General features: G+C 64.0%; 23 protein-coding genes. 11 read left to right on the forward strand and 12 right to left on the reverse strand.

Features of this window, described 5'->3' with window-relative positions; genetic code table 11:
- Positions 1-198, reverse strand: coding sequence for a hypothetical protein (locus BJI69_RS20930; RefSeq protein WP_046965861.1), 198 nt, complete (start codon positions 196-198; stop codon positions 1-3).
- A gap of 226 nt (positions 199-424) precedes the next feature.
- Here BJI69_RS20930 and BJI69_RS20935 point away from each other — a divergent pair, with 226 nt between their 5' ends.
- The gene (locus BJI69_RS20935; RefSeq protein WP_046965860.1) at positions 425-2,215 is read left to right on the forward strand and encodes an FAD-binding oxidoreductase; all 1,791 of its coding nucleotides are present in this window, start codon (positions 425-427) and stop codon (positions 2,213-2,215) included.
- A gap of 144 nt (positions 2,216-2,359) precedes the next feature.
- Positions 2,360-2,818 (forward strand): hypothetical protein, encoded by a 459-nt coding sequence (locus tag BJI69_RS20940; RefSeq protein WP_052766996.1) that lies wholly within the window; start codon positions 2,360-2,362, stop codon positions 2,816-2,818.
- 12 nt (positions 2,819-2,830) lie between these two features.
- Here BJI69_RS20940 and BJI69_RS20945 read toward each other — a convergent pair whose 3' ends face one another.
- The 4 genes from BJI69_RS20945 to BJI69_RS20960 form a co-directional block, all read right to left on the reverse strand.
- Positions 2,831-3,754 (reverse strand): MASE1 domain-containing protein, encoded by a 924-nt coding sequence (locus BJI69_RS20945; RefSeq protein ID WP_078023391.1) that lies wholly within the window; start codon positions 3,752-3,754, stop codon positions 2,831-2,833.
- A 232-nt stretch (positions 3,755-3,986) separates the two neighbouring features.
- Positions 3,987-4,415: a cupin domain-containing protein gene (locus BJI69_RS20950; RefSeq protein ID WP_244465185.1), complete on the reverse strand. Its 429-nt coding sequence runs from the start codon at positions 4,413-4,415 to the stop codon at positions 3,987-3,989.
- Between the two features lie 98 nt (positions 4,416-4,513).
- Positions 4,514-6,028 (reverse strand): DHA2 family efflux MFS transporter permease subunit, encoded by a 1,515-nt coding sequence (locus BJI69_RS20955; RefSeq protein ID WP_046965857.1) that lies wholly within the window; start codon positions 6,026-6,028, stop codon positions 4,514-4,516.
- The gene (locus BJI69_RS20960; protein ID WP_162200961.1) at positions 6,025-6,525 is read right to left on the reverse strand and encodes a MarR family winged helix-turn-helix transcriptional regulator; all 501 of its coding nucleotides are present in this window, start codon (positions 6,523-6,525) and stop codon (positions 6,025-6,027) included. Before BJI69_RS20960 ends, BJI69_RS20955 begins: the two co-directional genes overlap by 4 nt.
- A 118-nt stretch (positions 6,526-6,643) precedes the next feature.
- Here BJI69_RS20960 and BJI69_RS20965 point away from each other — a divergent pair, with 118 nt between their 5' ends.
- Positions 6,644-6,916, forward strand: coding sequence for a hypothetical protein (locus BJI69_RS20965; RefSeq protein WP_046965856.1), 273 nt, complete (start codon positions 6,644-6,646; stop codon positions 6,914-6,916).
- A 10-nt stretch (positions 6,917-6,926) separates the two neighbouring features.
- Here the strand turns inward: BJI69_RS20965 and BJI69_RS20970 are convergent, their stop codons facing one another.
- Positions 6,927-7,835, reverse strand: a complete 909-nt coding sequence (locus BJI69_RS20970) for an alpha/beta hydrolase family protein (protein WP_078023393.1) — start codon at positions 7,833-7,835, stop codon at positions 6,927-6,929.
- A 123-nt stretch (positions 7,836-7,958) separates the two neighbouring features.
- Between BJI69_RS20970 and BJI69_RS20975 the strand changes: the two genes are divergently transcribed.
- Entirely contained in the window at positions 7,959-9,494 is a 1,536-nt protein-coding gene (locus tag BJI69_RS20975; RefSeq protein WP_046965855.1) for a cryptochrome/photolyase family protein, read from the forward strand.
- Positions 9,495-9,508: 14 nt separating this feature from the next.
- Here the strand turns inward: BJI69_RS20975 and BJI69_RS20980 are convergent, their stop codons facing one another.
- Positions 9,509-9,724: a hypervirulence associated TUDOR domain-containing protein gene (locus BJI69_RS20980; protein ID WP_211258445.1), complete on the reverse strand. Its 216-nt coding sequence runs from the start codon at positions 9,722-9,724 to the stop codon at positions 9,509-9,511.
- A gap of 213 nt (positions 9,725-9,937) precedes the next feature.
- Here BJI69_RS20980 and BJI69_RS20985 point away from each other — a divergent pair, with 213 nt between their 5' ends.
- On the forward strand, positions 9,938-10,675 hold the full coding sequence (locus tag BJI69_RS20985; RefSeq protein ID WP_046965853.1) for an SDR family NAD(P)-dependent oxidoreductase: 738 nt from the start codon (positions 9,938-9,940) through the stop codon (positions 10,673-10,675).
- A gap of 15 nt (positions 10,676-10,690) precedes the next feature.
- On the opposite strand, the gene BJI69_RS20990 is transcribed toward BJI69_RS20985, so the two are convergent.
- Together BJI69_RS20990 and BJI69_RS20995 are read right to left on the reverse strand one after the other, a co-directional pair.
- On the reverse strand, positions 10,691-11,089 hold the full coding sequence (locus BJI69_RS20990) for an addiction module antidote protein (protein WP_071925054.1): 399 nt from the start codon (positions 11,087-11,089) through the stop codon (positions 10,691-10,693).
- 17 nt (positions 11,090-11,106) lie between these two features.
- On the reverse strand, positions 11,107-11,409 hold the full coding sequence (locus BJI69_RS20995; protein WP_211258444.1) for a type II toxin-antitoxin system RelE/ParE family toxin: 303 nt from the start codon (positions 11,407-11,409) through the stop codon (positions 11,107-11,109).
- A gap of 156 nt (positions 11,410-11,565) precedes the next feature.
- On the opposite strand from BJI69_RS20995, the gene BJI69_RS21000 reads away from it, so the two are divergent.
- The 3 genes from BJI69_RS21000 to BJI69_RS21010 all read left to right on the forward strand — a co-directional run bounded on the left by BJI69_RS21000 (position 11,566) and on the right by BJI69_RS21010 (position 16,382).
- Entirely contained in the window at positions 11,566-11,895 is a 330-nt protein-coding gene (locus BJI69_RS21000; RefSeq protein WP_046965852.1) for a YciI family protein, read from the forward strand.
- 137 nt (positions 11,896-12,032) lie between these two features.
- Positions 12,033-13,262, forward strand: coding sequence for an MFS transporter (locus BJI69_RS21005; RefSeq protein WP_071925055.1), 1,230 nt, complete (start codon positions 12,033-12,035; stop codon positions 13,260-13,262).
- 87 nt (positions 13,263-13,349) lie between these two features.
- Complete coding sequence (locus BJI69_RS21010; protein ID WP_052766994.1) at positions 13,350-16,382, forward strand: beta-galactosidase; 3,033 nt, start codon at positions 13,350-13,352, stop codon at positions 16,380-16,382.
- A 10-nt stretch (positions 16,383-16,392) separates the two neighbouring features.
- On the opposite strand, the gene BJI69_RS21015 is transcribed toward BJI69_RS21010, so the two are convergent.
- Positions 16,393-16,737, reverse strand: a complete 345-nt coding sequence (locus tag BJI69_RS21015) for a DUF488 domain-containing protein (protein ID WP_046965851.1) — start codon at positions 16,735-16,737, stop codon at positions 16,393-16,395.
- Between the two features lie 51 nt (positions 16,738-16,788).
- Between BJI69_RS21015 and BJI69_RS21020 the strand changes: the two genes are divergently transcribed.
- Positions 16,789-17,169, forward strand: a complete 381-nt coding sequence (locus BJI69_RS21020) for a DUF1090 domain-containing protein (RefSeq protein WP_046965850.1) — start codon at positions 16,789-16,791, stop codon at positions 17,167-17,169.
- On the opposite strand, the gene BJI69_RS22980 is transcribed toward BJI69_RS21020, so the two are convergent.
- Both BJI69_RS22980 and BJI69_RS21030 read right to left on the reverse strand, forming a co-directional pair.
- The gene (locus BJI69_RS22980) at positions 17,153-17,947 is read right to left on the reverse strand and encodes a hypothetical protein (RefSeq protein WP_071925056.1); all 795 of its coding nucleotides are present in this window, start codon (positions 17,945-17,947) and stop codon (positions 17,153-17,155) included. The genes BJI69_RS21020 and BJI69_RS22980 overlap by 17 nt on opposite strands.
- Before the next feature lie 77 nt (positions 17,948-18,024).
- Entirely contained in the window at positions 18,025-19,242 is a 1,218-nt protein-coding gene (locus BJI69_RS21030) for an MFS transporter (protein WP_046965849.1), read from the reverse strand.
- Positions 19,243-19,345: 103 nt separating this feature from the next.
- On the opposite strand from BJI69_RS21030, the gene BJI69_RS21035 reads away from it, so the two are divergent.
- Complete coding sequence (locus tag BJI69_RS21035; protein ID WP_046965848.1) at positions 19,346-20,302, forward strand: AraC family transcriptional regulator; 957 nt, start codon at positions 19,346-19,348, stop codon at positions 20,300-20,302.
- A 108-nt stretch (positions 20,303-20,410) separates the two neighbouring features.
- Complete coding sequence (locus BJI69_RS21040; RefSeq protein ID WP_046965847.1) at positions 20,411-21,580, forward strand: Fic family protein; 1,170 nt, start codon at positions 20,411-20,413, stop codon at positions 21,578-21,580.
- Positions 21,581-21,585 lie beyond the last annotated feature (5 nt).

A 21,585-nucleotide genomic window follows, 5' to 3' on the forward strand; every position in this document is an offset into this window, starting at 1 on the left:
TTACCGCTGACCGCCCTTGTCGGGATCTTGCTGGCCCTTCTGATCGGCACCCCCGCGGGTAACGTCTTCCGGACGCTGTTGACCGACCTGGTCACTTTCGCGTTTCGCCGGCTTGTCCTGACCCGGATTCGCGGCCGGATTGTTCGAGCCGCCAACGCCGTTGGCGGAGTGCTGGGTGGTGCGATCTTGCTGGCTCATCACGTTTCTCCTGTAGAGAACACCATCGTTCGCCTTGGTGTGTGATGAAACCGGCCGCCCACGGTGTGCGAAGAGTGACGACGCGCTCACCTCGCGCACCGGTAGCAGGTTTGTCCCTCCCCTCCCTCCACTCGTCCCTAAACCGCCCCATCTCATCCCTTCCCACCTGACACACCGCCGCCCGAGCGCCTAACGTATCGCCACTGGCCTACGAAGGAAGAAGCTCATGCGTCGACGCACCCTGCTCAAGGCTGGCCTGGTCCTGCCACTCCTACCGTACGCCCTCGCTTTCAACCGGTCCGCCCTCGCCTGGTCGTCGCCCTCACAGGGTGGCGCGATCGCCACCCCGCGCGCCATCGATGCCACCTGGCCGGACGCCGATCATTGGGAGCGCCTGCGCAAGCAAGTCGGTAGTCGCCTCATCAAGGTCCATTCGCCCTTCGCGCCCGATGCCCCTGCGGCAGCGACCAAGGAAGCCCTCGCCCACCTCGGCAACCCGTTCTACCTGGGCGACGAGCCGTCGCTCACCCAGACCAGCGGCTGGTTTGGTGCCTGGACGTCGCAGCCCAGCGTCTACGCCGTCGCGGCCGAGTCCACGGCGGATGTCGTTGCCGCCGTTAATTTCGCACGCGACCAGCGCCTTCGCCTCGTGGTGAAAGGCGGCGGCCACAGTTACCAGGGCACCTCCAACGCGGCGGGCTCCCTGCTCGTCTGGACGCGCCGGCTCCGGCAGATCCAGCTCCACGACGCCTTCATCGGCCAGGGCTGCAACGGCAAGCAGACCCCGCAGCACGCCGTCAGCATGGGCGCCGGCTGCATGTGGATCGATGCGTACGACGCTGTCACCACCAAGGCAGGTCGCTACGTACAGGGCGGCGGTTGCACCACCGTCGGCGTGGCCGGGCTGATCCAGAGCGGTGGCTTCGGGAGTTTCTCCAAAGCGTTCGGCACGGCCGCGAGCAACCTGCTCGAAGCCGAAGTCGTCACGGCCGATGGCAAGCTACTGATCGCCAATGCCTGCACGAATCCCGATCTCTTCTGGTCACTGAAGGGCGGTGGCGGCGGCAGCTTCGGCGTCATCACGCGCGTGACGCTGCGCACCTTCGACCTGCCCGATGTGTTTGGCGGCATGCACGGTCGCATCAAGGCCCCCGATGATGCGAGCTTCCAGGCACTGATCGCCCAGGCCATGCGCCTCTATGCCGACGCCTTGTGCAATCCGCACTGGGGCGAACAGATGACCTTGCTGGACGGGAACGCGCTGGGTATCTCGATGGTGTTCCAGGGTCTGTCCAGGGACGAAGCCGAGGCGACGTGGGCGCCGTTCAAGGACTGGCTTGCGCAGCATCCGGAATACGTGATCGTCCAACCGATCAGCGCAGTGGCACTACCGGCGCGACACTTCTGGGATGCGGCGTTCTTTCGCGAGAAGGCGCCCCAGTTCATTGCGAACGACGATCGCAAAGACGCGCCGCCGTCGCATATGGTCTGGGCCGGGGATCGCGAACAAGCTGGCTGGACGATCCACGCGTATCAGTCGTTGTGGTTGCCCGGTAGTTTGCTCGCCGCCGGTCAACAGGAACGCCTCGCGAAAGCCTTGTTCGATGCCTCGCAGCATCACGAAGTCGGACTGCATTTCAACAAGGGCCTGTTCGGCGCAGCCGACGACGTACGCGTGCGCTCGCGCGATACCGCGACCAACCCGCAGGCCGCCGACGCCTTTGCACTGGTCATCATCGCTGCGGGAGGCGGCCCCGCGTTTCCCGGCATGCCGGGAGCGAACGTCGATGCCGATAAGGCGCGCAGGGAAGCCGACGCCGTCGAGCGTGCCACCGCGGCGCTGCGCGGATTAGGCACGAAGCTCGGCTCGTATGTCTCCGAAAGTGATTACTTCCTCGCCGATTGGGAGCATGCCTTCTGGGGTGACAACGTCGGCAGGCTGTCCTCCGCAAAACGACGCTATGACCCGATGAACCTCTTCAATGTGCATCACGGCATCAGCGGCAGCAGGGGGTAACAAGAGCACACCACGACAACGCAATGACATGCTCCGTGCCGAAAAAACCCCTTGGTTATTCAAGGGGTTTCTTTTGCCCGATGACATAATCGGCGACGACCACCAGGTGTGTCGGGGTCTTCGTCCAAACTCACGGAGCTGTCCATGTATCCAGTCATTCGCACCACTCTTTCGATCGCCGCGCTGCTTGCCGTGTCCTGCGGTGGTACCGCGATGGCCCAGGCATCGACCGGCACCGGTACCGGGCTCGGCCAGTCCTGGCCGAACGCTACCGATGTCAGTGCGAGCCCGCATTACCACGTCTACGTTTTCGAGCGTCCGGGCCTGCGCTTCGTGCAGGTCAACGATGCATCCGGAACCGTGCGCGGTGCCATCGCCTATAGCGGTAGCGAGATCATCGGCTTGCCCGTCGGCGTCGATGCCAGTCGCTGGGCCACGCCGAACGAAGGCGTCTGGAATGCCGCAACCCAGGCGAACAGTGAGCAGGTCTATTCGGACGGCGCGGTGAAGGTCGCCGCCGCTCCCCAACCGGATGGCACCATGCGGCTCATGGCCATAGGTGATTGCAACAATCCGGCGGAATGCAGCGTCAAGGGCCCTTGAGTAACAGCCCTTCTACGAGTTGCGTTGCACCGTGGGAACGCACGCCGCGATAACGGGTGCACGCGCCCCTACGAGCAACATCGAGGAAAGGAACAGTGCCAGGACCACCTGGCACTGGATCATCGCAGGGTCCAGCAAGACCGTACCGCTGGCGGCAAGGGCCACGCTCGCGCCCATTCCACCGAACGCACTGCCATGCCACCCGTGCCTCAAGGCGAGGCCGAGGACAGGCAGCATCATGGTCAGGCGGGCCATCTGACGGACGGTGTCGTTCGTGGTGACAAGCGCCAGCCAGGACAGCACGACCAGGGTCGGAGCCGCCCAGGACACCGTGTCACGGATGAGCCCACTGCGCCATACGGCCGCCCAGGTCACTTGCGCGAGAGCTTCCGAGCGCTCGTACAGCGCGAGGACGGCGGGCGCGAAGGTCAGTGCACCGAGGTAGGCGCCGAGCAGATACGCCCAGAAATAAGCCGTTACCGAGATGCCCGGCCAGGCCTCTGGCGAAGCCAGAAGCGCGGTGGCGAGCGTGACCGATGTCGACACGGCGGAGATGACCGCGCAGGCGAGCGTCGCCGCGAGGATGACGCTCATCCGCACGCGACCGTCGTCGCCGCGCAACGGCCACCGTTGCAGGAGGGGTTTTACGAAGCCCATGAAAAGAACAATCATCGGTATGGACGCCGAGACGGCCCATGCCCCGCCGAGCTTCGGCATGCAAAGCAGCGCGCTTTCGATCAGGGGAAGGGTCTCGCCCACGGCGAGCGCTGGCCAATAGCGGGTGGGCAGGAAAAGAAGGCAGGCCAGCCGGAGCCCGGCCGTCAGGGTCCAGTGGGAAAAGGACACATGACGAGTGACCTCATAACAGGCGGCGTAAGCGGCGGCCACCGCAAAATACTGCCCCCATGCATTCCATCGCGCGGCGCTTCCGTTCACTGATTCCCCTGGCGGGTGGTCTGGATGCCGCGAAGGATGCCATGAACACGATTGAAATCACTCCCCCTGAGTGGGCACCCGGCCACAAAGGGGGGGACCCTGCCGAATATGCGTGTCGTTTGTCCTTCCTCGTCAGTGCGCCAACGGCGAATGCAGGATGACGCTGCAGATGTTCACCGCGGTATCCGCCCAACTCTTTTGGACGTCCATTTCGGTATGGTCGTGCCCATGATTACCTGCCCTCACCCGCGTCCTGCGGCGTAGTCAACGCGGTATCGGCGGTATCGACGACGAACACGGCGAGCAGCTTGGCCGGTTCGGTCTTGCTCGCGTTGCGGCTGATCCGATGGTGCGCGCCGGGCTCTTCGTAGAAGGCCTGCCCCGCCGTGTAGACGTGGGCGGGCTGGTCATTCACCTGGCTCTCGATCGAGCCCGATACGACATAGGCGTAGATGAAGGCGGACTTCGCATGCGTGTGCGGTTGCGACGCGCCACCCGGGGGATACGACACCTCGACCGCCACCAGGGACTTGCCCGGGATGTTGGGAATGGCGTGCGAGAAGTTGGGCTTGACCGAGTCGCCTGCCGTGTGGGCGTGGGTCGCCGGCACGGAAGACAGGGCAGCGACGGCCAGCAGGGCTGAAAAAAGGATCTTGCTCATCATGATGGCTCCTTGGAGGAGCCGTCATGGTGCGCCCGGTCCGGTGCATCGAAAAGAACCAAAAACGCGGTCTTTCAATGCACCAAGACCGAACCGATCTAGTCCACCAGGGTCGCCGCGGCGGCCTGCTCGGTGTTGTGCACCGCCCGCTTGCGCGGCAGGAAGGTCGCCGCGATCAAACCCAGCACGACCACGCCGAGTGCCCAGACGAAGGTGTGCCCGAAGGCCCGACCCAGCGCGGGCAGGATCGCCGCGTGCGCCGCGGGACTCATCGCACGGGCACCGGCCAGGCCGGATTCCTGCACGCCGGTGGACGGCATCACGCTGGCGATCTGGTGCGACAGCACCACGGCCAGCAGCGCCGTGCCCACCGAACCACCGACGCGCTGCACCACGTTCATGCCGCTGGTGACGCGAGCGATCTCGTGACGCTGCAGGCTGCTCAGCGCGGCCGTCATCGACGGCATCATGGTCGAGCCCATGCCGATACCCAGCAGGAACAACATGCCTTCGACCATCCACATCGGTGTGTCGCTCTGGATCTGGGTAAGGCCGAGCAGGCCCAGCCCCGTCATGCTCAGACCGACGAGCACGATGCGGCCCGGGCCGGTCTTGTCGGTGAGTCGTGCGGCGATCGGCATGGAAATCATAGCGCCAATGCCCTGGGCGGCCATCAACAAGCCGGCGTGCAGCGCGGACTCACTACGCACCAGCTGGAAGTACAGCGGCAACAACAGCGCGGTACCGAAGAACGCCGTGCCGAAGAAGAACGATGTGGACGCCGCGGCACCGACGATACGCGTACCGAACAGACGCACGTCGATCAGGGCGCCTTCTTTACGGCGTGCATGCCAGATAAAGCCAACGACCAGGGCCAGGCCCAGCAGCACGCCACCGACGGCATCCGGCCGGGTGAAACCACCGCCCGCAGCCGTCTCCGCCAGGCCGTAGACGAAGATCGCCAGACCCGGCGAGAGCATCAGCAAGCCGCGCCAGTCCAGCGAATGGTGCGGCTTGGGCTCATCGCGATCGAGGAAACGCGATGCCGCGTACAAGGCGATCACGCCGATCGGCAGGTTGACGAAAAAGATCCAGCGCCAGGAAAGATCGTCGACGAACCAGCCGCCCAGGATGGGACCGACGATCGGCGCGACCAGCATCGGGATGCCGACCAGTCCCATGACGCGACCCATCCGTTCTCGCCCTGCGGCGTGGGAAAGGATCGTCATGCCCGCAGGCATGATCATGCCGCCGCCAAAGCCCTGCAGCACACGAAAGACGATCAGCGACGTCGCCGACCAGGCCAGCCCGCACAACGCGGAGCCGAGTACGAACAACGCGATCGAACCGATGTACAGGCGCTTGGTGCCGAAGCGATCGGCCGCCCATCCCGTCAACGGAATCACCGTGGCGAGAGCGAGCATGTAACCGGTGGAGATCCACTGCGTGACCGACAGCGATGTGCCGAACGAGTGCGACAACTCGCGAATGGCGACGTTGACGATGGTGGTGTCGAGGATCGACATGAAGCTGCCGAGCACGACGACGGAAGCGATGCTCAGCAACCGGCGATCGAGCGCCGGTGGCGCATCGGTTTGGGTGGGGGCGTTCATGCGGATTTTTCCGGAGGCGAGCAAGAGGCGCCGGTGGGGGCGGCGAAATGTTTGCGGGTGAGTGCACCGAGAGTGGCCAGGGCGCCAGCAAGCGCGGCCTGCTCGTCCTTGGTCAGCGCTTCGACGAAGCGGTCGGCCGACTGCCCACGGGCCCGACCGATCTTCTCGAGGGTCTCGCGGCCCGGCTCGGCAAGGCCGATGCGCTTGATCCGGCGATCGACCTCGTCTTCCCGCCGCGTCAGCAGACCGATGCGGACCATGCCGTCGACGGCGCGGCCGGCCGCGGGGAGCGACAGCGAGACCTGCTCGGCCAGCTCGTTGACCGCAAGGTCCGAGCCGGCGTGATCGAGGATCCACAGCATGCGCAGCTGGGAAAACGTGAGGTCGAAGCCCGCCATGACCGCGGCGACGCCGGACTGACTGTCTTTGATGAGGGGCATCAGCACGCCCATGAGCTCGGCGGCTAGCGGATGAGTGCCTGGAGGTAGCTTATGCATGGGCGCAATAGTACGCTTATGTGCATTAGTTGCAAGTACGCAAGTATATGCGGATAGGCCTTCGATATACGCCGCACGATGGATGCCCTCCATGCAGCGAGCGGCCTACTCTCGATCCATGGCCACCATCGACCGAGACATCACCCTGACCCGCGACCGCCTTGCCAAGGATGCGTCGGCGATCGGTCGGGCGATGATCGAAGGCGACATGGAGGAGGCCCGTTTCCGGGCTTACCTCCTGCGCAGTCAGGCCTCCGAGATGGGACTCGAAGAGGTCGAAAAGGCGGCCCTCATGGTCGTCGTCATGTTGCCCTCCGACGAGAGCCAGCCGAAGCGCGGCATCGGCAGGGCGATGCTGCGGCTGTGCGACACCCTCGACGTCCGGTACTGAGTCTTCCCGACTACTTGAACGTGGCGAGCCACTTCAGCACGGCGCGCGAAAGCGCCTGCCGCTGATCGGAATAGGCGTGATCGGTGGGCAGATGGAGGGTCGTCACCTGCTTGTCGCCTGCCTGGCGCAGCGCCGAGGCGAAGGCGTTATCGGCAGGGGCCAGTCCGTCGTTCGAGGTGATCACGAAGACCGGCCGATCCTTGAGCGCAGCGACCATGGAGCCGAATGCCCAGCCGCTCGCGTGGTCGGCGAGTTCCCTGGCCAGGCCATCGGGCGTGCAGCCGGCAAGCGGCGCCATGCCCTCCTCGCCCAGTGCCGCGCCCATCTTCGTTACCGCGTCGTCCTTTGTCCCTTGTGCCTGCATCTCGACGAACCGGCCGGCCAGATCCGCGGCCGAGATCATGCCGACGCCCTTGATGGCGGGATCGGCGGCAGCGGCCTGCACGGCCATGAAGCCGCCCATGCTGTGACCTACCAGCACGATGCGCGACGGGTCCAACCGCAGCCGCTTGGCGTTTTCAGGTTGGCGCAGATAGGCGATGGCCGAAGCGACATCCTCGATGCTGTGCGCGAAGGAGAAATCCCCCGGCGTGCCCCACGAACCACGGTAGTTGAAGAACAGGACGTCCCACCCTGCCCGACGCATGTCCTGCGCCAGATCCAGGTTGCGCTCATTACCTGGAAAGCCGTGCAGCAGGATCACGGCCGGATGCGGACCAGCGCCCGCCGCCACGTAGACCAGGGCATTCATCGACGATCCGTGGCTGGGGATCTGCATGGTTTCCATCGATGCCTTCGCCGTTGCCGCCGGCTTCGCAAGCAGCGCGGTATCGAGCGGGGCAGCCTGCACGGAACCGATGGTCAGACACAGCAGCACGTACGTCGAGAACCGCGAAAGCGCTTTCGGATGAAACGTCATGGTGTCCCCTCGGTTGAGATTCCTGGCGCCAGGATCGCATCGTACGTCAACGGCGATCCGCTTCGCTCCAGGTTGACGCAGCAACTGTTGCAGTGGCGCCCTGCCCCCGACGGACCACCTGCCATGCGCCACCTCGTTGTCGTCCTCGGCGACCAGCTCAACCGGGATTCGTCCGCCTTCGACGACTTCGATGCCACAACGGACCGGGTGTGGATGGCCGAGCGAAAAGGTGAGTCCGAGCATGTGTGGTCGCACAAGGCCCGCAGTGCGCTCTTCCTGGCTGCGATGCGCCATTTCGCGGCTGGGCTCGATGCCGACGAGGTGCCGCTGACGTATACCCGGCTCGCGGATGCGGGCCCCGACGACCTGGTCGACCTTCTCGCAACGCAACTCCGTGAACTCAAGCCGCGCCGCCTGATCATCGTCCGTCCCGGCGAGCACCGCTTGCGCGAAGGCATCAAGGCCGCCGCGAAAGCCTGTGGCGTGGAGTATGTCGAACGGCCGGACCGGCACTTCCTCGTATCCACCGAGGATTTCGGCCAGTGGGCCAAAGGCAAAATGCAGCTTCGCATGGAGCTGTTTTATCGCTGGATGCGGCAGAGGCACGCCATCCTGCTCGATGACGACGGCAAACCCGTCGGCGGCAAGTGGAACTACGATGCGGACAACCGGGGCAGCTTCGGCCGGCAAGGTCCGGGCTGGGTCCCGCGCCCTCTCTCTTTCACGCCGGATACCATCACGCAATCGGCCATCGCTGATATCGCATCCACGTTTCCCGATCATCCCGGCGAGCTGGATGCTTTCGACTGGCCGGTCACGCGCGAGCAAGCGAAAGACGCCCTCCTCGATTTTCTCGACAACCGCCTACCCGCATTTGGCCACTGGCAGGATGCCATGTGGATCGGGGAAACGTGGCTCTACCATGCGCGCCTGTCGACCTCTCTTAACCTGCGACTTCTGTCGCCAATGGAAGTCATTGAAGGCGCGCTGGAGCGCTTCAGGGAAGCCAAGGTCAGCTTGTCGTCTGTCGAGGGTTTCGTCCGCCAGATTCTGGGTTGGCGTGAATTCGTGCGCGGTGTTTACTGGCTCTCGCCCGAGCGGCTTCTTGGTTCGAACGCGCTTCGTGCCGATGGCCCGCTGCCCAACTTCTACTGGACGGGCAACACCGACATGAACTGCATGAAGGAGGTGATCGGCCAGACCCTTCGGACTGGCTACGCGCACCATATCCAGCGATTGATGGTGACCGGCAACTTCGCCCTGCTGCTCGGGGTGAAACCGACGCTGATCCACGAGTGGTACCTGGCGATCTATGTCGATGCCGTCGAATGGGTCGAAGCACCCAACACCCTCGGCATGAGTCAGTTCGCCGATGGCGGCCGCATGGTGTCGAAACCCTATGCGGCCTCGGGACGCTACATCGACCGCATGAGCAACTACTGCGCGGGATGTCGGTACAAGCCTGGCGAAGCCGTGGGCGACGACGCCTGCCCGTTTACGACGCTGTACTGGGATTTCCTCGAGCGTCATCGCGCCCGGTTCTGGAATCACCCACGTGCGGCCTTGCAGTGGCGCTCGCTCGAGCGCCTTTCAGCGGAACAGATCTCTACCATCCAGGAGCAAGCCCGTCGCCTGCGCGCGGAATGGACGACCGGCTGACGACTCGCGTAACGCTATTTTCCGCGCGTCTTCGTGAGAGCCTCGGCCTTGTGGGCAGCGTGCGCCCCCGTCTTGTCGCTTAATACCAGATACTCGGGGTTGTCTTTCGAGGCCGCCACGGCATGCCCCTTGATCTTGGCCGGCGTGGTGAGCTTGCGCTCGACCTTACCCGTCGTCGTGCCTTGGGAGGTGTCCCATTGCACCGTATCCCCGCGCTTGGGTGATTTCATTAGGCCGCTCCATCCCATCAAGAACCACGACGATCAACCACGGGATGTTGAGACAGCGTCACCCGGCGGTGAACCCGCCACCAGGCAAGCACGCCTGGAATAAATCATATGCGTTCGGCTGCACTGGTGGACGCAAGGATCGTCCGCAGTTTCTTGGGGGTCGCAGCAACGCTGCGCACACCATCCCTACCAAGAAGCAGCCAGGAGCCGAACATGTCGAAACTCAGTGGAAAGGTCGCCGTCATCACCGGGGCAAACAGCGGCATCGGCTTTGCCGCGGCAAAGCAGTTTGCCGACGAAGGTGCCAAGGTGTTCATCACCGGCCGCCGCCAGGCGGAGCTGGATAAGTCGGCCGCCGCCATCGGTTCAGCCGCCACTGCCGTCCGGACGGATGTGACTAAGCTCGCCGACCTCGACACGCTTTACGCGCAGGTCGAAGCAGAGGCCGGCAAGATCGACGTACTGATGCTCAATGCGGCGTTCGCCGAGTTCGTGCCTGTTGGCGAAATCACCGAAGAGCATTACGAGGCCACGTTCAACACCAATGTCCGCGCGATCATTTTCGGTCTGCAGAAGGCGCTTCCGCTATTGTCTCGCGGCGCGTCGGTCATCATCACGGGCTCCATCGCCGGTTTCTCGGGCATCCCGAATTTCTCGGTCTATGGCGCGACGAAGGGTGCACTCCGTGCGTTCGTCCGCTCGGCCATCGTCGACCTGAAGGACCGCGGCATCCGCATCAACGTGCTTTCGCCGGGTCATACCTCCACGCCAGCACTCGATCGTCTCGTTCCGGTCGAGTTCCAGGAAGCCGCGCTGACCAGCACCGTGCCGTCTGGCCGCCTCGGTACGCCGGAAGACATGGCCAAGGCCGCGCTGTACCTCGCCAGCGATGACAGCAGCTACGTCAACGGCGCTGAACTCGTCGTCGATGGCGGTGTAAAACAGATCTGACGCACTGAGCCCTCGTCAGATTTCTTTTGCTCGCCGCACCACACGTCTCGGCTTAGCAACCGCCGCCGCAGCACGAACGCGATCCGGCTTGCGAGGCTTTGTCTCGGCGGCTCTTGGCGAAATCTCCGGTGCATTAGGCACGAACATGATTCGCAGACCCAACGCATTCACGAGTTTCCTGACAGTGACAAATCCAGTCTTGGCACCCGGCTTGAGTGCCTTGTAGAGGCCGGGTCGCGTGACGCCAGCAGCATCGGCCACCTCGGTCATGCCACGGGCCCGCGCGATGTCGTCGAGGGCCGACAGAAGCAAGTCGTGATCGTCTTCGGCCAGGACCTCGTTCAGATAGGCGGCAATGATTTCGTCGCTGTCGAGATAGTTGGCGACGTCGAATGACGAAAATTTGGTTGACATGGTGTTCCTTGATTGCACTACGAGCGCGTCCTGGCCGCCAACAGCTTCCTTGCCTTCGCGATGTCCTTTGGCTGCGTTGATTTACTACCGCCAGTTAGGAGAAGAAATATCGTGCTCCCATCTCTAGCGAAGTAAACGCGGTAGCCCGGACCATGGTTGATTCGCATCTCCGAGATACCGTCGAAGTGCTTCGCATCACCCATGTTTCCTTCGGCAAGTCGTTTCGTGCGCACGAGAATCTTCGCCCTCGCAACATGATCTTTAAGACTTCGGACCCAGCCTGAAAAATCGCTCGTTTCAACCAGTGTGTAGATGTGCATAGTGTCTCCAACTGGAGACACTATGCAAGTGCCCTGACGTTTCCACGATCAGCCGAGCACTAGAAGTTGCGTACGGAAACAGCGACTACGCAAACGCTCATAGCCCCGCATGCAGTCATCCATTCCCTTAATTTTCTTATCCCGGAGCACCTGAAAATGATCGACGAAAACGGCCCACACTATTACGTAGCCTTCCAGACCCCCGGCCCGACCTGGGTGCCTGGCGTGAAGTACAACGAACAACCCGAGTTCATGGTCCATGTGGGTTACATGGATCAGATGCAGGAGAAAGGCCAGACGGTCCTCAGCGGCCCCTTCATGGAGAAGACTGGCGGCCTCAACGGCGTCCTGGAGGACGGTGGCATGACCATCTTCAAGGCTGCGGATTTCGACGAAGCGGTCAGGATCGCCACGGACGATCCGTCGGTGAAGTCGGGCATGCTCAACGTGACCGTGAAGACGTTCTGGGTGCCTTTCCACGCGTGATACCCCTTGGCACAGGCCGGCGGCGCTGCTAACCTCGCGCCGTCGCCACCTCCGGCGGCCGTAAGCGTTTACGTCAACCAACGCGCATCCTGTCCAGTTGCCCTCGTGGTGGCTGGTCGCTGCGTGGAGTTGAAAACGTGAACCTGCTTACCCTTCTCAGAAAACCGGCGTCCCTCGCCGCCCTCCTCTTCCTTTTCATCAGTATCGGCGACGGCGTGATGCTGCCTTTCTTTGCCCTTTGGGCGCAGAAAGACGCCGGCGTGCCTACGGCCTGGATCGGCGTCCTGTTCGGCTGCTACGCCGGCGGTGAATTGCTTGCCACACCCTTACTCGGCGGTATCGCCGATCGCCTCGGTCGCAAGCCCGTCCTGCTGGCCTCGACCCTGGGTGTCGGCGGCGGCTTCCTGCTGCTGTCGTTCTGCCACGGTGTGATTGCAACGGCGGCGGTGCTCCTGCTGATCGGCGTCTTCGAGAGCGTGTTGCATCCGACGGCCTTCACCGTGATCGGTGACGTGGTCCCTCAGGACGAGACACGACACTACTTCGCCGTGGCCCGCGTGCTTTCCGGCATCGGGCGCGCGATAGGGCCCGCGCTTGGCGCATGGCTTGTCTTGCGGTCGTTGAGCACGGTCTTCGTCGGCTCGGCTGTCGCACTGCTGGTCGCCGCGTCACTCGTAGCTTTCCTGCTTCCGGAGACGCGAGGCATCGGTACCAGCGATGAGGAAGACGAGGACGAGGAAGGCTTCTCGGCCTTGCTTCCCGCCCTTCGCGATCGCCGACTCGGCGGCTTGCTGCTGTGCTTCATGTTGCTCGAGTTGTCGGGGAGCTGGGTGGAAACCGTCTTGCCCTTGAGCGTGCATGCATCGGGCACGCTGAGCCCGTCGGGTGTGGGCCTGCTCTTCACCTTCGGCGCACTGCTGACGTCCGTGCTGCTGATACCCGTCACTCGTCTCACCAAGACGATCAGCGCACGCGTACTGGTTCTTGCCAGTGCGGCAATCCTGATCGTGGCTTTCGGTGTCCTGCTTGCGTCGCCCAGCCTGATCGCGCTGGTCGTGGCGATGACATGCTTCTCTGCGGCCGACATGCTTTGCGGGCCATTGATTCCGTCGGCGGTGAACGAACTGGCGGCGCCGAAGACGCGGGCGACGTATATGGCAGCGGTGTCGGTGGCGAACGATCTGAAGGATACGGTCGGGCCGGCGAGTGGGACGATGTTGTTCGCCGTGGCCGCTTCGTTGCCTTGGGTGGCGGGCATTCCGTTGGTTGGGGTGGCGGCATGGGGGCTTGCATCGGCGTTGTCGCGGCGGGTTATCGCCGATGAATCGGCTCCTACAACAGCTGAGGCCGATAGCCGCGCAGTCTGACAAATACCCAAATTTGCAAATACACCCAAAATACCCCAACCTCCGCGGAATGCCACAGGGCGCGCCGTCGTCGATCGGAGGTTGGGGATGTTTGCTTTTCATGGGCCGTCGGGCCGTCTTGTTGCGCGCTCGGTCAGCCTCGGGCTGCTCGCCCTGACTTTGTCGAGCACCCTCGTGCTGGCGAAGGCCACGCAAGCGCCGCCAGCCCAGCCAATGCAAGCGCCTGCGCCCGCGGCAGGGTTGGCGTCCATCGCAGCGCCAGCAGCAGCACCGACGTCACCACAACCGCACACCATCGCGTACGACCGCTACTCGCTGATCATCGATGGCAAACCCACCTACCTCTGGTCGGGCTCGTTTCACTACTGGCGCCTGCCCTCACCCGACCTCTGGGCCGACGTCCTGCAGAAAATGAAGGCCGCCGGCTTCAATGCCGTGGAGATCTACTTCGACTGGGGATATCACTCGCCGCGACGCGGGGTCTACGACTTCTCGGGTATTCGCGACGTCGACCGTCTTCTCGACATGGCGCGTGATGCCGGCATCTATGTCATAGCGCGTCCGGGCCCGTACATCAACGCGGAGACGGACGCCGGTGGTTTCCCCGGCTGGCTGGTCACGACCGCGGGCAAACCGCGCTCCACCGCGCCGGACTATACCGCCGCCTACCGCGAGTGGATGACCGAGATCGATCGCATTCTTGCGCGTCACCAGCTCACCGATGGCCGCGGCACCGTGCTGCTGTATCAGGTCGAGAACGAGCTTTACGATGACTCCGCCGATACCCGCCGCTACATGCAGGACATCGAGGACAAGGCGCATGCCGACGGCATCACCGTGCCGCTCATCGGCAACCACAACGACAACTTCTTTACCGGCGTCGGTGCCGTGGACATGCCTGGCTACGATTCGTACCCGGCGGATTTCGACTGCACGCGGCCGGAGCGGTGGAACAACGTCTACGACTTCGCCAGCGAGCGAAAGCGCCTGACCCGCTCGCCGCTGTTCTTTCCGGAATTCCAGGGCGGTGCGTTCGACGTCTGGGGCGGCCCGGGATACGAGGCCTGCCGCAAACTGACCGGCCCCGATTTCGAGCGCGTGTTTTACGAATCGAACATCGCCGCTGGCTCGACGATGCAGAACTTCTACATGACCTACGGCGGGATCAACTGGGGTTGGCTGTCGTCGCCCGGGGTCTATACCTCGTATGACTACGGCGCACCGATCACGGCAAACCGGACGCTGACCACCAAGTACGACCAGCAGAAACTCATCGGCTACATGACGCAGGCCGTCCCGTCGCTCGCACGCACCGACGCCGTCGCCACGTCCGCGCCCGACAATCCGCGCCTTCGCGTCAACGCCCGCGTCAACCCGGAGGACGGCACGCGCTTCTACATCCTGCGGCACGCGGACGCGACGGATACGTCGAACGACACGACCCACCTGCGCATCGCCCTGGGCACGAAGACCGAGACGACCGTCCCACAGCAGCCGGGTACGGCCATCCGCATCGACGGTCGCGATTCGAAAGTACTGCTCGCCAACGTCCACTTCGGCAAGCAGGATTTGGCGTACTCCACCTCCGAGCTGATGACGCAACTGAGCTTGGGTGACCGCGATATCGCTGTGCTCTATGGCCGGCACGACGAGGATGGCGAGACCGTCCTGCGCTACGCCGCCGAGCCGACCACGCAGGTGATCGACGGCAAGGTCGCCATGCACTGGGATGCCGCCACGCATACGCTGCGTCTCAACTATCGCCATGACGGCCTGGCGCGGGTCGCCGTCCACCAGGGCGACAGCACCCTGCTGCTGTTGATCGGCGACAACGAGGCGGCGATTCGCTTTTGGCAGTTGCCGACGCAAGCCGGACCGATCCTCCTGCGCGGCCCTTATCTCGCGCGCACGGCAATACACGACGGCGATCGCCTCGCACTCACCGGTGACACCGACGCTGCCGGCGAGATCGAAGTGTTCACCGCGCCGGATACCCGCGGCTTTTCATGGAATGGTGTGCCCGTGGCGGCGAACGTCACGGCTTCGGCGAGCCTGCAAGCCCACCTCGACGGGCCGACGCCCGTGTCGCTGCCACACCTGACCACCTGGCACATCAGCGAGGCCGCACCGGAAATCGCGCCTGCCTTCGACGACAGCGCCTGGAAGGCCGCGGACCGCGCGACCACCCCCAATCCGTACTGGAACCACAAGCTGCCGATCCTCGACGCTGACGACTACGATTTCCATCACGGCAACGTCTGGTATCGCGGCCACTTCAAGGCGACGGGCAAGGAGACCGCGATCCTCCTCGGTGCGAACACCGGTGTGCACCTGGGCAACCACGGCATCTTCACCGCCTGGCTCAACGGCCATTTCCTCGGCAACAACCCCAGCGGCGCGCAGCAGTTCCCGATCGACCCCCGCTGGCTCAAGGCAGGTGGCGACAACGTCGTCTCCGTGCTTGTCGAGAACACCGGGCACCTGCAGGAAGAACACAGTGGCACGTTCCGCGAACCGCGCGGCCTGATCGGCGCCAGCTTCGCCGGTGCGCCGACCGACATCCGCTGGAAGATCCAGGGCAACGTCGGTGGTGAAGCCCTCCCCGACCCGATACGCGGCCCGTTCAACGCGGGTGGCTTCTACGGCGAGCGCATGGGCTGGCACCTGCCAGGTTTCAGCGACGGCCGCTGGGCCACGACCACCCTGCCCCGTGCCACGGACAAGCCCGGCGTCGACTGGTACCGCACAAGCTTCCGCCTCGATCTTCCGGCCGGCCAGGATGTGCCCATCGCGCTACGCATCCACGACATCGCACCGCATCACTATCGCGCGATCATCTTCATCAACGGCTGGCAGATGGGCCGCTACATCAGCGACGTCGGACCGCAGACCGACTTCGAACTGCCCGCGGGGCTGCTGAACACGCACGGCGACAACACGATTGCCATCGCGTCGTGGAGTACCGCGCAGGATGGTGGCCTGGGTGAGGTGTCGCTGGTGGCACAAGGAAACCTGCGATCGGCGCTACATGTCGGCACCGTCGCGGCACCCGACTACGAGCAGGTGATGCAGGCACAGCGGGCGTTGTCGAAACCCGCCAAGGGCGACGCCACAAAATAACGGCCTGCGATCAGGCGCCCAGCCATGCCTCGAGCACGACGGCATGGTTGATCGCCGGATCGTGCGCGCCGTAGACGAGCGTCACCTTTCGCTTCTTCACCAGTGCCCGGAGTTCGGCCACCGCCGGATTGTGTTCGAGTTCGTGCCGGTACTTTTCGGCAAACGCCTCGAAACGATCTTCCCGATGGTCGAACCAGGTACGTAGGGTCGGCGTCGGCGCGATCTCCTTGAGCCACAGATCCACGGCGGCTTTTTCCTTGGTCAGGCCGCGCGGCCAGAGCCGGTCCACCAGCACGCGCATGCCGTCACGCGGTGATGGCTCGTCGTAGACGCGCTTGACGGACAGGCTGGGCATGGCATCAACTCCAGGTAAGCGGGTCGGTCGTCGATCCGGAGGAACGACATCATGAAAGCCTTGATTGCGACTGTCTTGTTTACATCGTTCCTCACGCCTGCCCTCGCCTTCGCCCAGTCCGCCGGTTGCGACGCCAAACGCCAGTCGATCGAGACCGAGATTGCCTACGCGCAGAGCCATGGCAACGCGTCCCGGGTGCGCGGGCTGCAGACAGCGCTGGCGCAAGTGACCGCTCACTGCACGGAAGCCTCCCTGCAAAGCGCCGCCAACAAGAAAGTCGCCAAAGCCCGGGACGACGTCGCGGCCAACGAGCGCGACCTCCAGCAAGCCAAGGACCAGGGCAAGAGCGCAAAGAAGATCGCGGATCGCCAGCGCAAGCTGGACGAGGCTCATGCCGACCTCGAACAGGCCCTGATCAGCGCGGGGAAATGAACCGGGCGACGTAACGACTGCCCAGCCACGCCGCGCAGAGCGGGAACAGCAGGTAGCGCGATGTGATCGACAGGATCTGCGAGATCGGTCCGTACGAACCACTCGTCGGATCGCCGCCGAAGAACGAGAAGTACCAGAAGGCGGTGAAAGCGACGAAGAGGACGAGGTTGGGCAGCGAGCCGGCCACGATCGGCTCGCAAGCCCTTGCGACCATCCGCGTCAGGAAGTGCCAGGTCACGAAGGCGGAAATCGCCATGACGAAGGGAAACAGCAACCACGTCGAGATGCCGAAGCCTTTCGCCGCGAGCGCGATGTCCGCATGCGTGGTCAGTGCCCTGATCGGGACGTAGCTCCAGATATTGGCGGCGCACATGAGTGCCAGCCAGTAGAGAAACATCAACACGTAGCGCCTGGAGCGAACCCAGGCGGCTCCCGTAACGGCGTAGATCAGAAAATACGATATGCCGTTGCCAAGGAAAGGCCCGGCCAGCGCGATCATCGCGGCACTCGGTCCGTGTCCGCTCGCGAAGATGGGGTCGTAGCTCACATTGTCCGACACATCACCGAGAAAAATGATGTTGGACACCGTCGCCGCGCCGTAGTCGACATCGAACGGCCTGGCCATCCATCCGAGTGACCAGGCTGTTACCGTATGCGCGTACTCGTGCGTCAGGTAGGCCAGCGCGTGTGCAACGAGCACGTACAGGAGGGTGACCAGCGCAAAGACGATGGTGCTGCGGCCAAACGCGGTGTCGTGCGAACGCGAGTCTCGATCCACGGGGACGCCTTTCTGACGAGGGGATGATCGCACCGGAAACTTATGTGCATCGGCTTCGGCGGATCATCCCACAACCCTCAGGCCTCCGACGCCACCGGCACGCCCGCTTCGGAACGATCCCGCAGGCTGACGAAGATCATCGCCGTCGCCACGAGCAGCACGGCACCGCTGCCCACGAACACGCCCGACGCGCCGGAATGATCGAACACGAGGCCACCGGCGGCTGCGCCGAGCGTGATCGCGAATTGCACCGCGGCCACGATCAGACCGCCACCGCTTTCGGCTTCGTCGGGCACGGTCTTCGTGATCCACGTCGTCCATGCCACCGGCACTGCACCGAAGGCCATGCCCCAGAGCGCGACAAGCAAGGCATCGGCGATCGGCGCACGGCCCAGGGCCACCAGCGCGAGGGCGATCACGCCCATCGCCAGGGGCATCAGCAACAAGGTCATGCGCAAGCTGCGCTCGAGGATGAAACCCGCCAGTGATGTGCCGATGAAGTTGGCGACACCGAAGCCGAGCAGGATCACCGAAAGCCCGTTCACACCGACGCCCGTGACGACTTCAAGGAAGGGCCGCAGATACGTGAAGAACGCGAAGTGGCCGGTGAAGACGAGCAGCACCGAGATCATCCCGGCGCGCATGACGGGACGCTTCATGACCTCGACCAGCGTACCCATGCGGGCGGTGCCGGTCGGCGCCATCTTCGGCAAGACCACGAGCTGCCAGAAGAACGCGAGCACGCCGATGATGGTGGCGATCAGGAAGACGTTGCGCCAGCCAATGAGGTGCCCGAAGTAGCTTCCCAACGGCGCGGCAGCCACGGTGGCGACGGACACGCCGCTGAAGATGATCGACAGGGCGCGCGGCACCATCGCCTCCGGCACCAGTCGCATGGCGACGGCCGCGGACATCGTCCAGAAACCGCCAATCGCGATACCGAGCAGCACGCGCCCCAGCAGCACCAGGGCGAGCGTCGGCGCGAACGCGACAAGCAGATTCGAGGCGACCAGCAGCACCGAGAAGGAAAGCAGGACCACGCGCCGGTCCGTGTTGCGGGTGAGTACCGAGATCAGCAGGCTCGTGACCAGGGCGATCGCCGCCGTGACGGTCACCGTCTGCCCTGCCATGCCTTCGGTCACGCCCAGGCTCGCCGCCATGGGGGTCAGCAGGCTTGCCGGGAGGAATTCCGCCGTAATGAGGGCAAAGACGCCCAGGGTTACCGCAAAGACCGCCGTCCAGGCGGGCTTATCGGTTTCCACCGCCGTGTCACAGGTTTCCGCACATGCCGTCATGTCGCTTCCCGACTATCAAAGGAAAGCGAGGATGGTAGGCCGCACCGACCGGACGGTATATGATGGCAAATCCTTAATGCTTGATCATGCGTCCGGACCTCCCATGCTTTCTGCCTATGTCGACGAATCCGATGCCGCGAGCGAGCTGCTGCTGGGGATGCGGCTGGTCGGCGTGAATTACCGGCGAATCGAGCTGGACAGCCCGTTCGGCATCGGTTTCGGCGGCGAGCCGGGTCATGCGCAGTTCCACTTCATCGGGCGTGGGCCGGTGCTCTTGCGCACCCAGGACGAACGCCTGCTCCCACTGCAGACGGGCGACGCCGTGCTGCTGCCGCAGGGCCTGCCCCACGTGCTGCTCTCATCGGCGGATGTCGCGCCGCGAAACGTCACCGACTTTCTGGCCACGCCGCTGTGCGAGAGCGTCGCCAATATCCACCCCGACTGCGCGGCGAGCGCGACGACACCGGACGCACTGATCTTCAGTGGCTGCATGCAGTTTGAACTGGGCGGCATGCAGCCGCTGGTCTCGGCCATGCCCGAAGTGATGCTCGTCGGCACCCTGCTCGATCGCCATCCGGAACTGCGCCCGATGCTCGACGCCATGGAACGGGAGTCGTGCACGAAGCGCGCGGGATTCGCCGGCATTCTTGCCCGGCTAGCCGATGTGATCTCCGCGATCATCGTGCGCGGCTGGGTCGAATCCGGCTGCGGCGAGGCCTCGGGCTGGCTGAAAGGCCTGCGCGATCCTCGACTGGGCAAGGCCATCGTCGCCATGCACCGCGAACCTGGCAGGAACTGGACCGTCGCCGAACTGGCCGATCAGATGGGCAGTTCACGCTCGGTCTTCGCCGAGCGCTTTCTCACCGTCACCGGCATGACCCCGGTGCGCTACCTCACCGAGCTGCGCATGCGCCTGGCCGCCCAGTGGATCAGCCGCGACGGCTCGACGATCGAAAGCGTGGCTTTCCAGCTGGGCTACGGCTCGCTGGCCGCCTTCAGCCGGGCGTTCAAGCGGGTGATCGGTGAGCCGCCGGGGGCGATGAGGCACGTCGGAAGGTAGGCCCACGGGCCACGATAACCTTGAATAAGCATCGACCTTATTCAAGGTTATCGACTTATCCTTGAATAAGTCCTAGCCTTATTCCAACTTATCCATGGGTCGAACCCCGTGCGCCACCAGGATCTCACCGCCAGTCGACAGCGCTGCCTCGTCAAATGCGACGAGCCACGGTCGCATTGCCATGCCCTGGTGCCGAAGACGCCGCGCCTTCTGTCGATGGGTCCACGGGCAAATTCCGCCATTCAACGCGCTTACGAGGCACTCGGGCGGCTGCAGGATGCGGTCGCCCACCTTCCCCATACCGAACTGATTACCCGCTCCCTTGCCCGTCGCGAAGCTGTTCAAAGCTCCCAGATCGAAGGAACGCGAACGCAGCTGTCCGAACTGCTGGAATACGAAGCGACCCAGGGCGCCGAGGGAAACACGCCCGATGCCCTGGTCACCGAGCGCTACGTGGTCGCCCTGAAGGACGGGCTGGATTCGCTCGCCGCACCGGGCGCGGAGGGCATCACGCTTGATGTCGTGAGGCGGCTCCATCGCGTTCTGATGGAGGGCTCGCACCCGCACGTCCGAGCCGGCGAGTGGCGAGATACGCAGGCATGGATCGGCACGGGACGCATCGAAGATGCGACCTTCGTTCCACCTCCACCTGCCTACATCGCTGCGTGCATGGAGGAGCTGGAGGACTCCATGCTGCGCTACGAACGCGGCGAAGAAGAACACTACGAACTGGGTATCGTCGCTCGCCTGGCCATCGCGCATGCGCAGTTCGAGACGATCCATCCCTTCGCTGATGGCAACGGACGCGTCGGGCGGCTCATCATGCCGCTCATGCTCGCCGAGGCGGGCTATCCGCCACTTTATCTTTCAGGCTTCCTCCTGAGGTATCGGCATGCCTACTACGAATGCCTTGCCGGCGTGCAGCTCAAGGATCACTGGGATGCCTGGGTCGAGTTCCTGTGCCGCGCCGTGGTCGACGCCTGCGACACCTCCCTCTCCATCGCTCGCGACATGAACGACATCCTCGCAGGGTGGATGACACGGCTCACCGATATCCGTGCGGACGCCGCCGCGCACCGATTGCCCGAGCTGCTGCTCGGACACCCGGTAACCAGCATCAACGAAGTGGCCTCGCTCCTGGGCACATCGTTCCAGACCGCATCGACCGCGGTCGACATCCTCGTCGACCGCGGCATCCTGCAGGATCGCTATCCGTCGCGAAAGCGCAACCGCATCTTCCATGCGTCGGAACTGTTGTCCCGGCTTGAGCGCAACTGATCGGC

Source organism: Luteibacter rhizovicinus DSM 16549, assembly GCF_001887595.1.
GTDB classification, from domain to species: domain Bacteria; phylum Pseudomonadota; class Gammaproteobacteria; order Xanthomonadales; family Rhodanobacteraceae; genus Luteibacter; species Luteibacter rhizovicinus.

Coding starts and splice junctions, on each gene's coding strand:
- BJI69_RS20930 (WP_046965861.1), bottom strand. CDS start 198: ATGAGCCAGCAAGATCGCACCACCCAGCACTCCGCCAACGGCGTTGGC.
- BJI69_RS20935 (WP_046965860.1), top strand. CDS start 425: ATGCGTCGACGCACCCTGCTCAAGGCTGGCCTGGTCCTGCCACTCCTA.
- BJI69_RS20940 (WP_052766996.1), top strand. CDS start 2,360: ATGTATCCAGTCATTCGCACCACTCTTTCGATCGCCGCGCTGCTTGCC.
- BJI69_RS20950 (WP_244465185.1), bottom strand. CDS start 4,415: ATGAGCAAGATCCTTTTTTCAGCCCTGCTGGCCGTCGCTGCCCTGTCT.
- BJI69_RS20955 (WP_046965857.1), bottom strand. CDS start 6,028: ATGAACGCCCCCACCCAAACCGATGCGCCACCGGCGCTCGATCGCCGG.
- BJI69_RS20960 (WP_162200961.1), bottom strand. CDS start 6,525: ATGCATAAGCTACCTCCAGGCACTCATCCGCTAGCCGCCGAGCTCATG.
- BJI69_RS20965 (WP_046965856.1), top strand. CDS start 6,644: ATGGCCACCATCGACCGAGACATCACCCTGACCCGCGACCGCCTTGCC.
- BJI69_RS20970 (WP_078023393.1), bottom strand. CDS start 7,835: ATGACGTTTCATCCGAAAGCGCTTTCGCGGTTCTCGACGTACGTGCTG.
- BJI69_RS20975 (WP_046965855.1), top strand. CDS start 7,959: ATGCGCCACCTCGTTGTCGTCCTCGGCGACCAGCTCAACCGGGATTCG.
- BJI69_RS20980 (WP_211258445.1), bottom strand. CDS start 9,724: ATGAAATCACCCAAGCGCGGGGATACGGTGCAATGGGACACCTCCCAA.
- BJI69_RS20985 (WP_046965853.1), top strand. CDS start 9,938: ATGTCGAAACTCAGTGGAAAGGTCGCCGTCATCACCGGGGCAAACAGC.
- BJI69_RS20990 (WP_071925054.1), bottom strand. CDS start 11,089: ATGTCAACCAAATTTTCGTCATTCGACGTCGCCAACTATCTCGACAGC.
- BJI69_RS20995 (WP_211258444.1), bottom strand. CDS start 11,409: ATGCACATCTACACACTGGTTGAAACGAGCGATTTTTCAGGCTGGGTC.
- BJI69_RS21000 (WP_046965852.1), top strand. CDS start 11,566: ATGATCGACGAAAACGGCCCACACTATTACGTAGCCTTCCAGACCCCC.
- BJI69_RS21010 (WP_052766994.1), top strand. CDS start 13,350: ATGTTTGCTTTTCATGGGCCGTCGGGCCGTCTTGTTGCGCGCTCGGTC.
- BJI69_RS21015 (WP_046965851.1), bottom strand. CDS start 16,737: ATGCCCAGCCTGTCCGTCAAGCGCGTCTACGACGAGCCATCACCGCGT.
- BJI69_RS21020 (WP_046965850.1), top strand. CDS start 16,789: ATGAAAGCCTTGATTGCGACTGTCTTGTTTACATCGTTCCTCACGCCT.
- BJI69_RS21030 (WP_046965849.1), bottom strand. CDS start 19,242: ATGACGGCATGTGCGGAAACCTGTGACACGGCGGTGGAAACCGATAAG.
- BJI69_RS21035 (WP_046965848.1), top strand. CDS start 19,346: ATGCTTTCTGCCTATGTCGACGAATCCGATGCCGCGAGCGAGCTGCTG.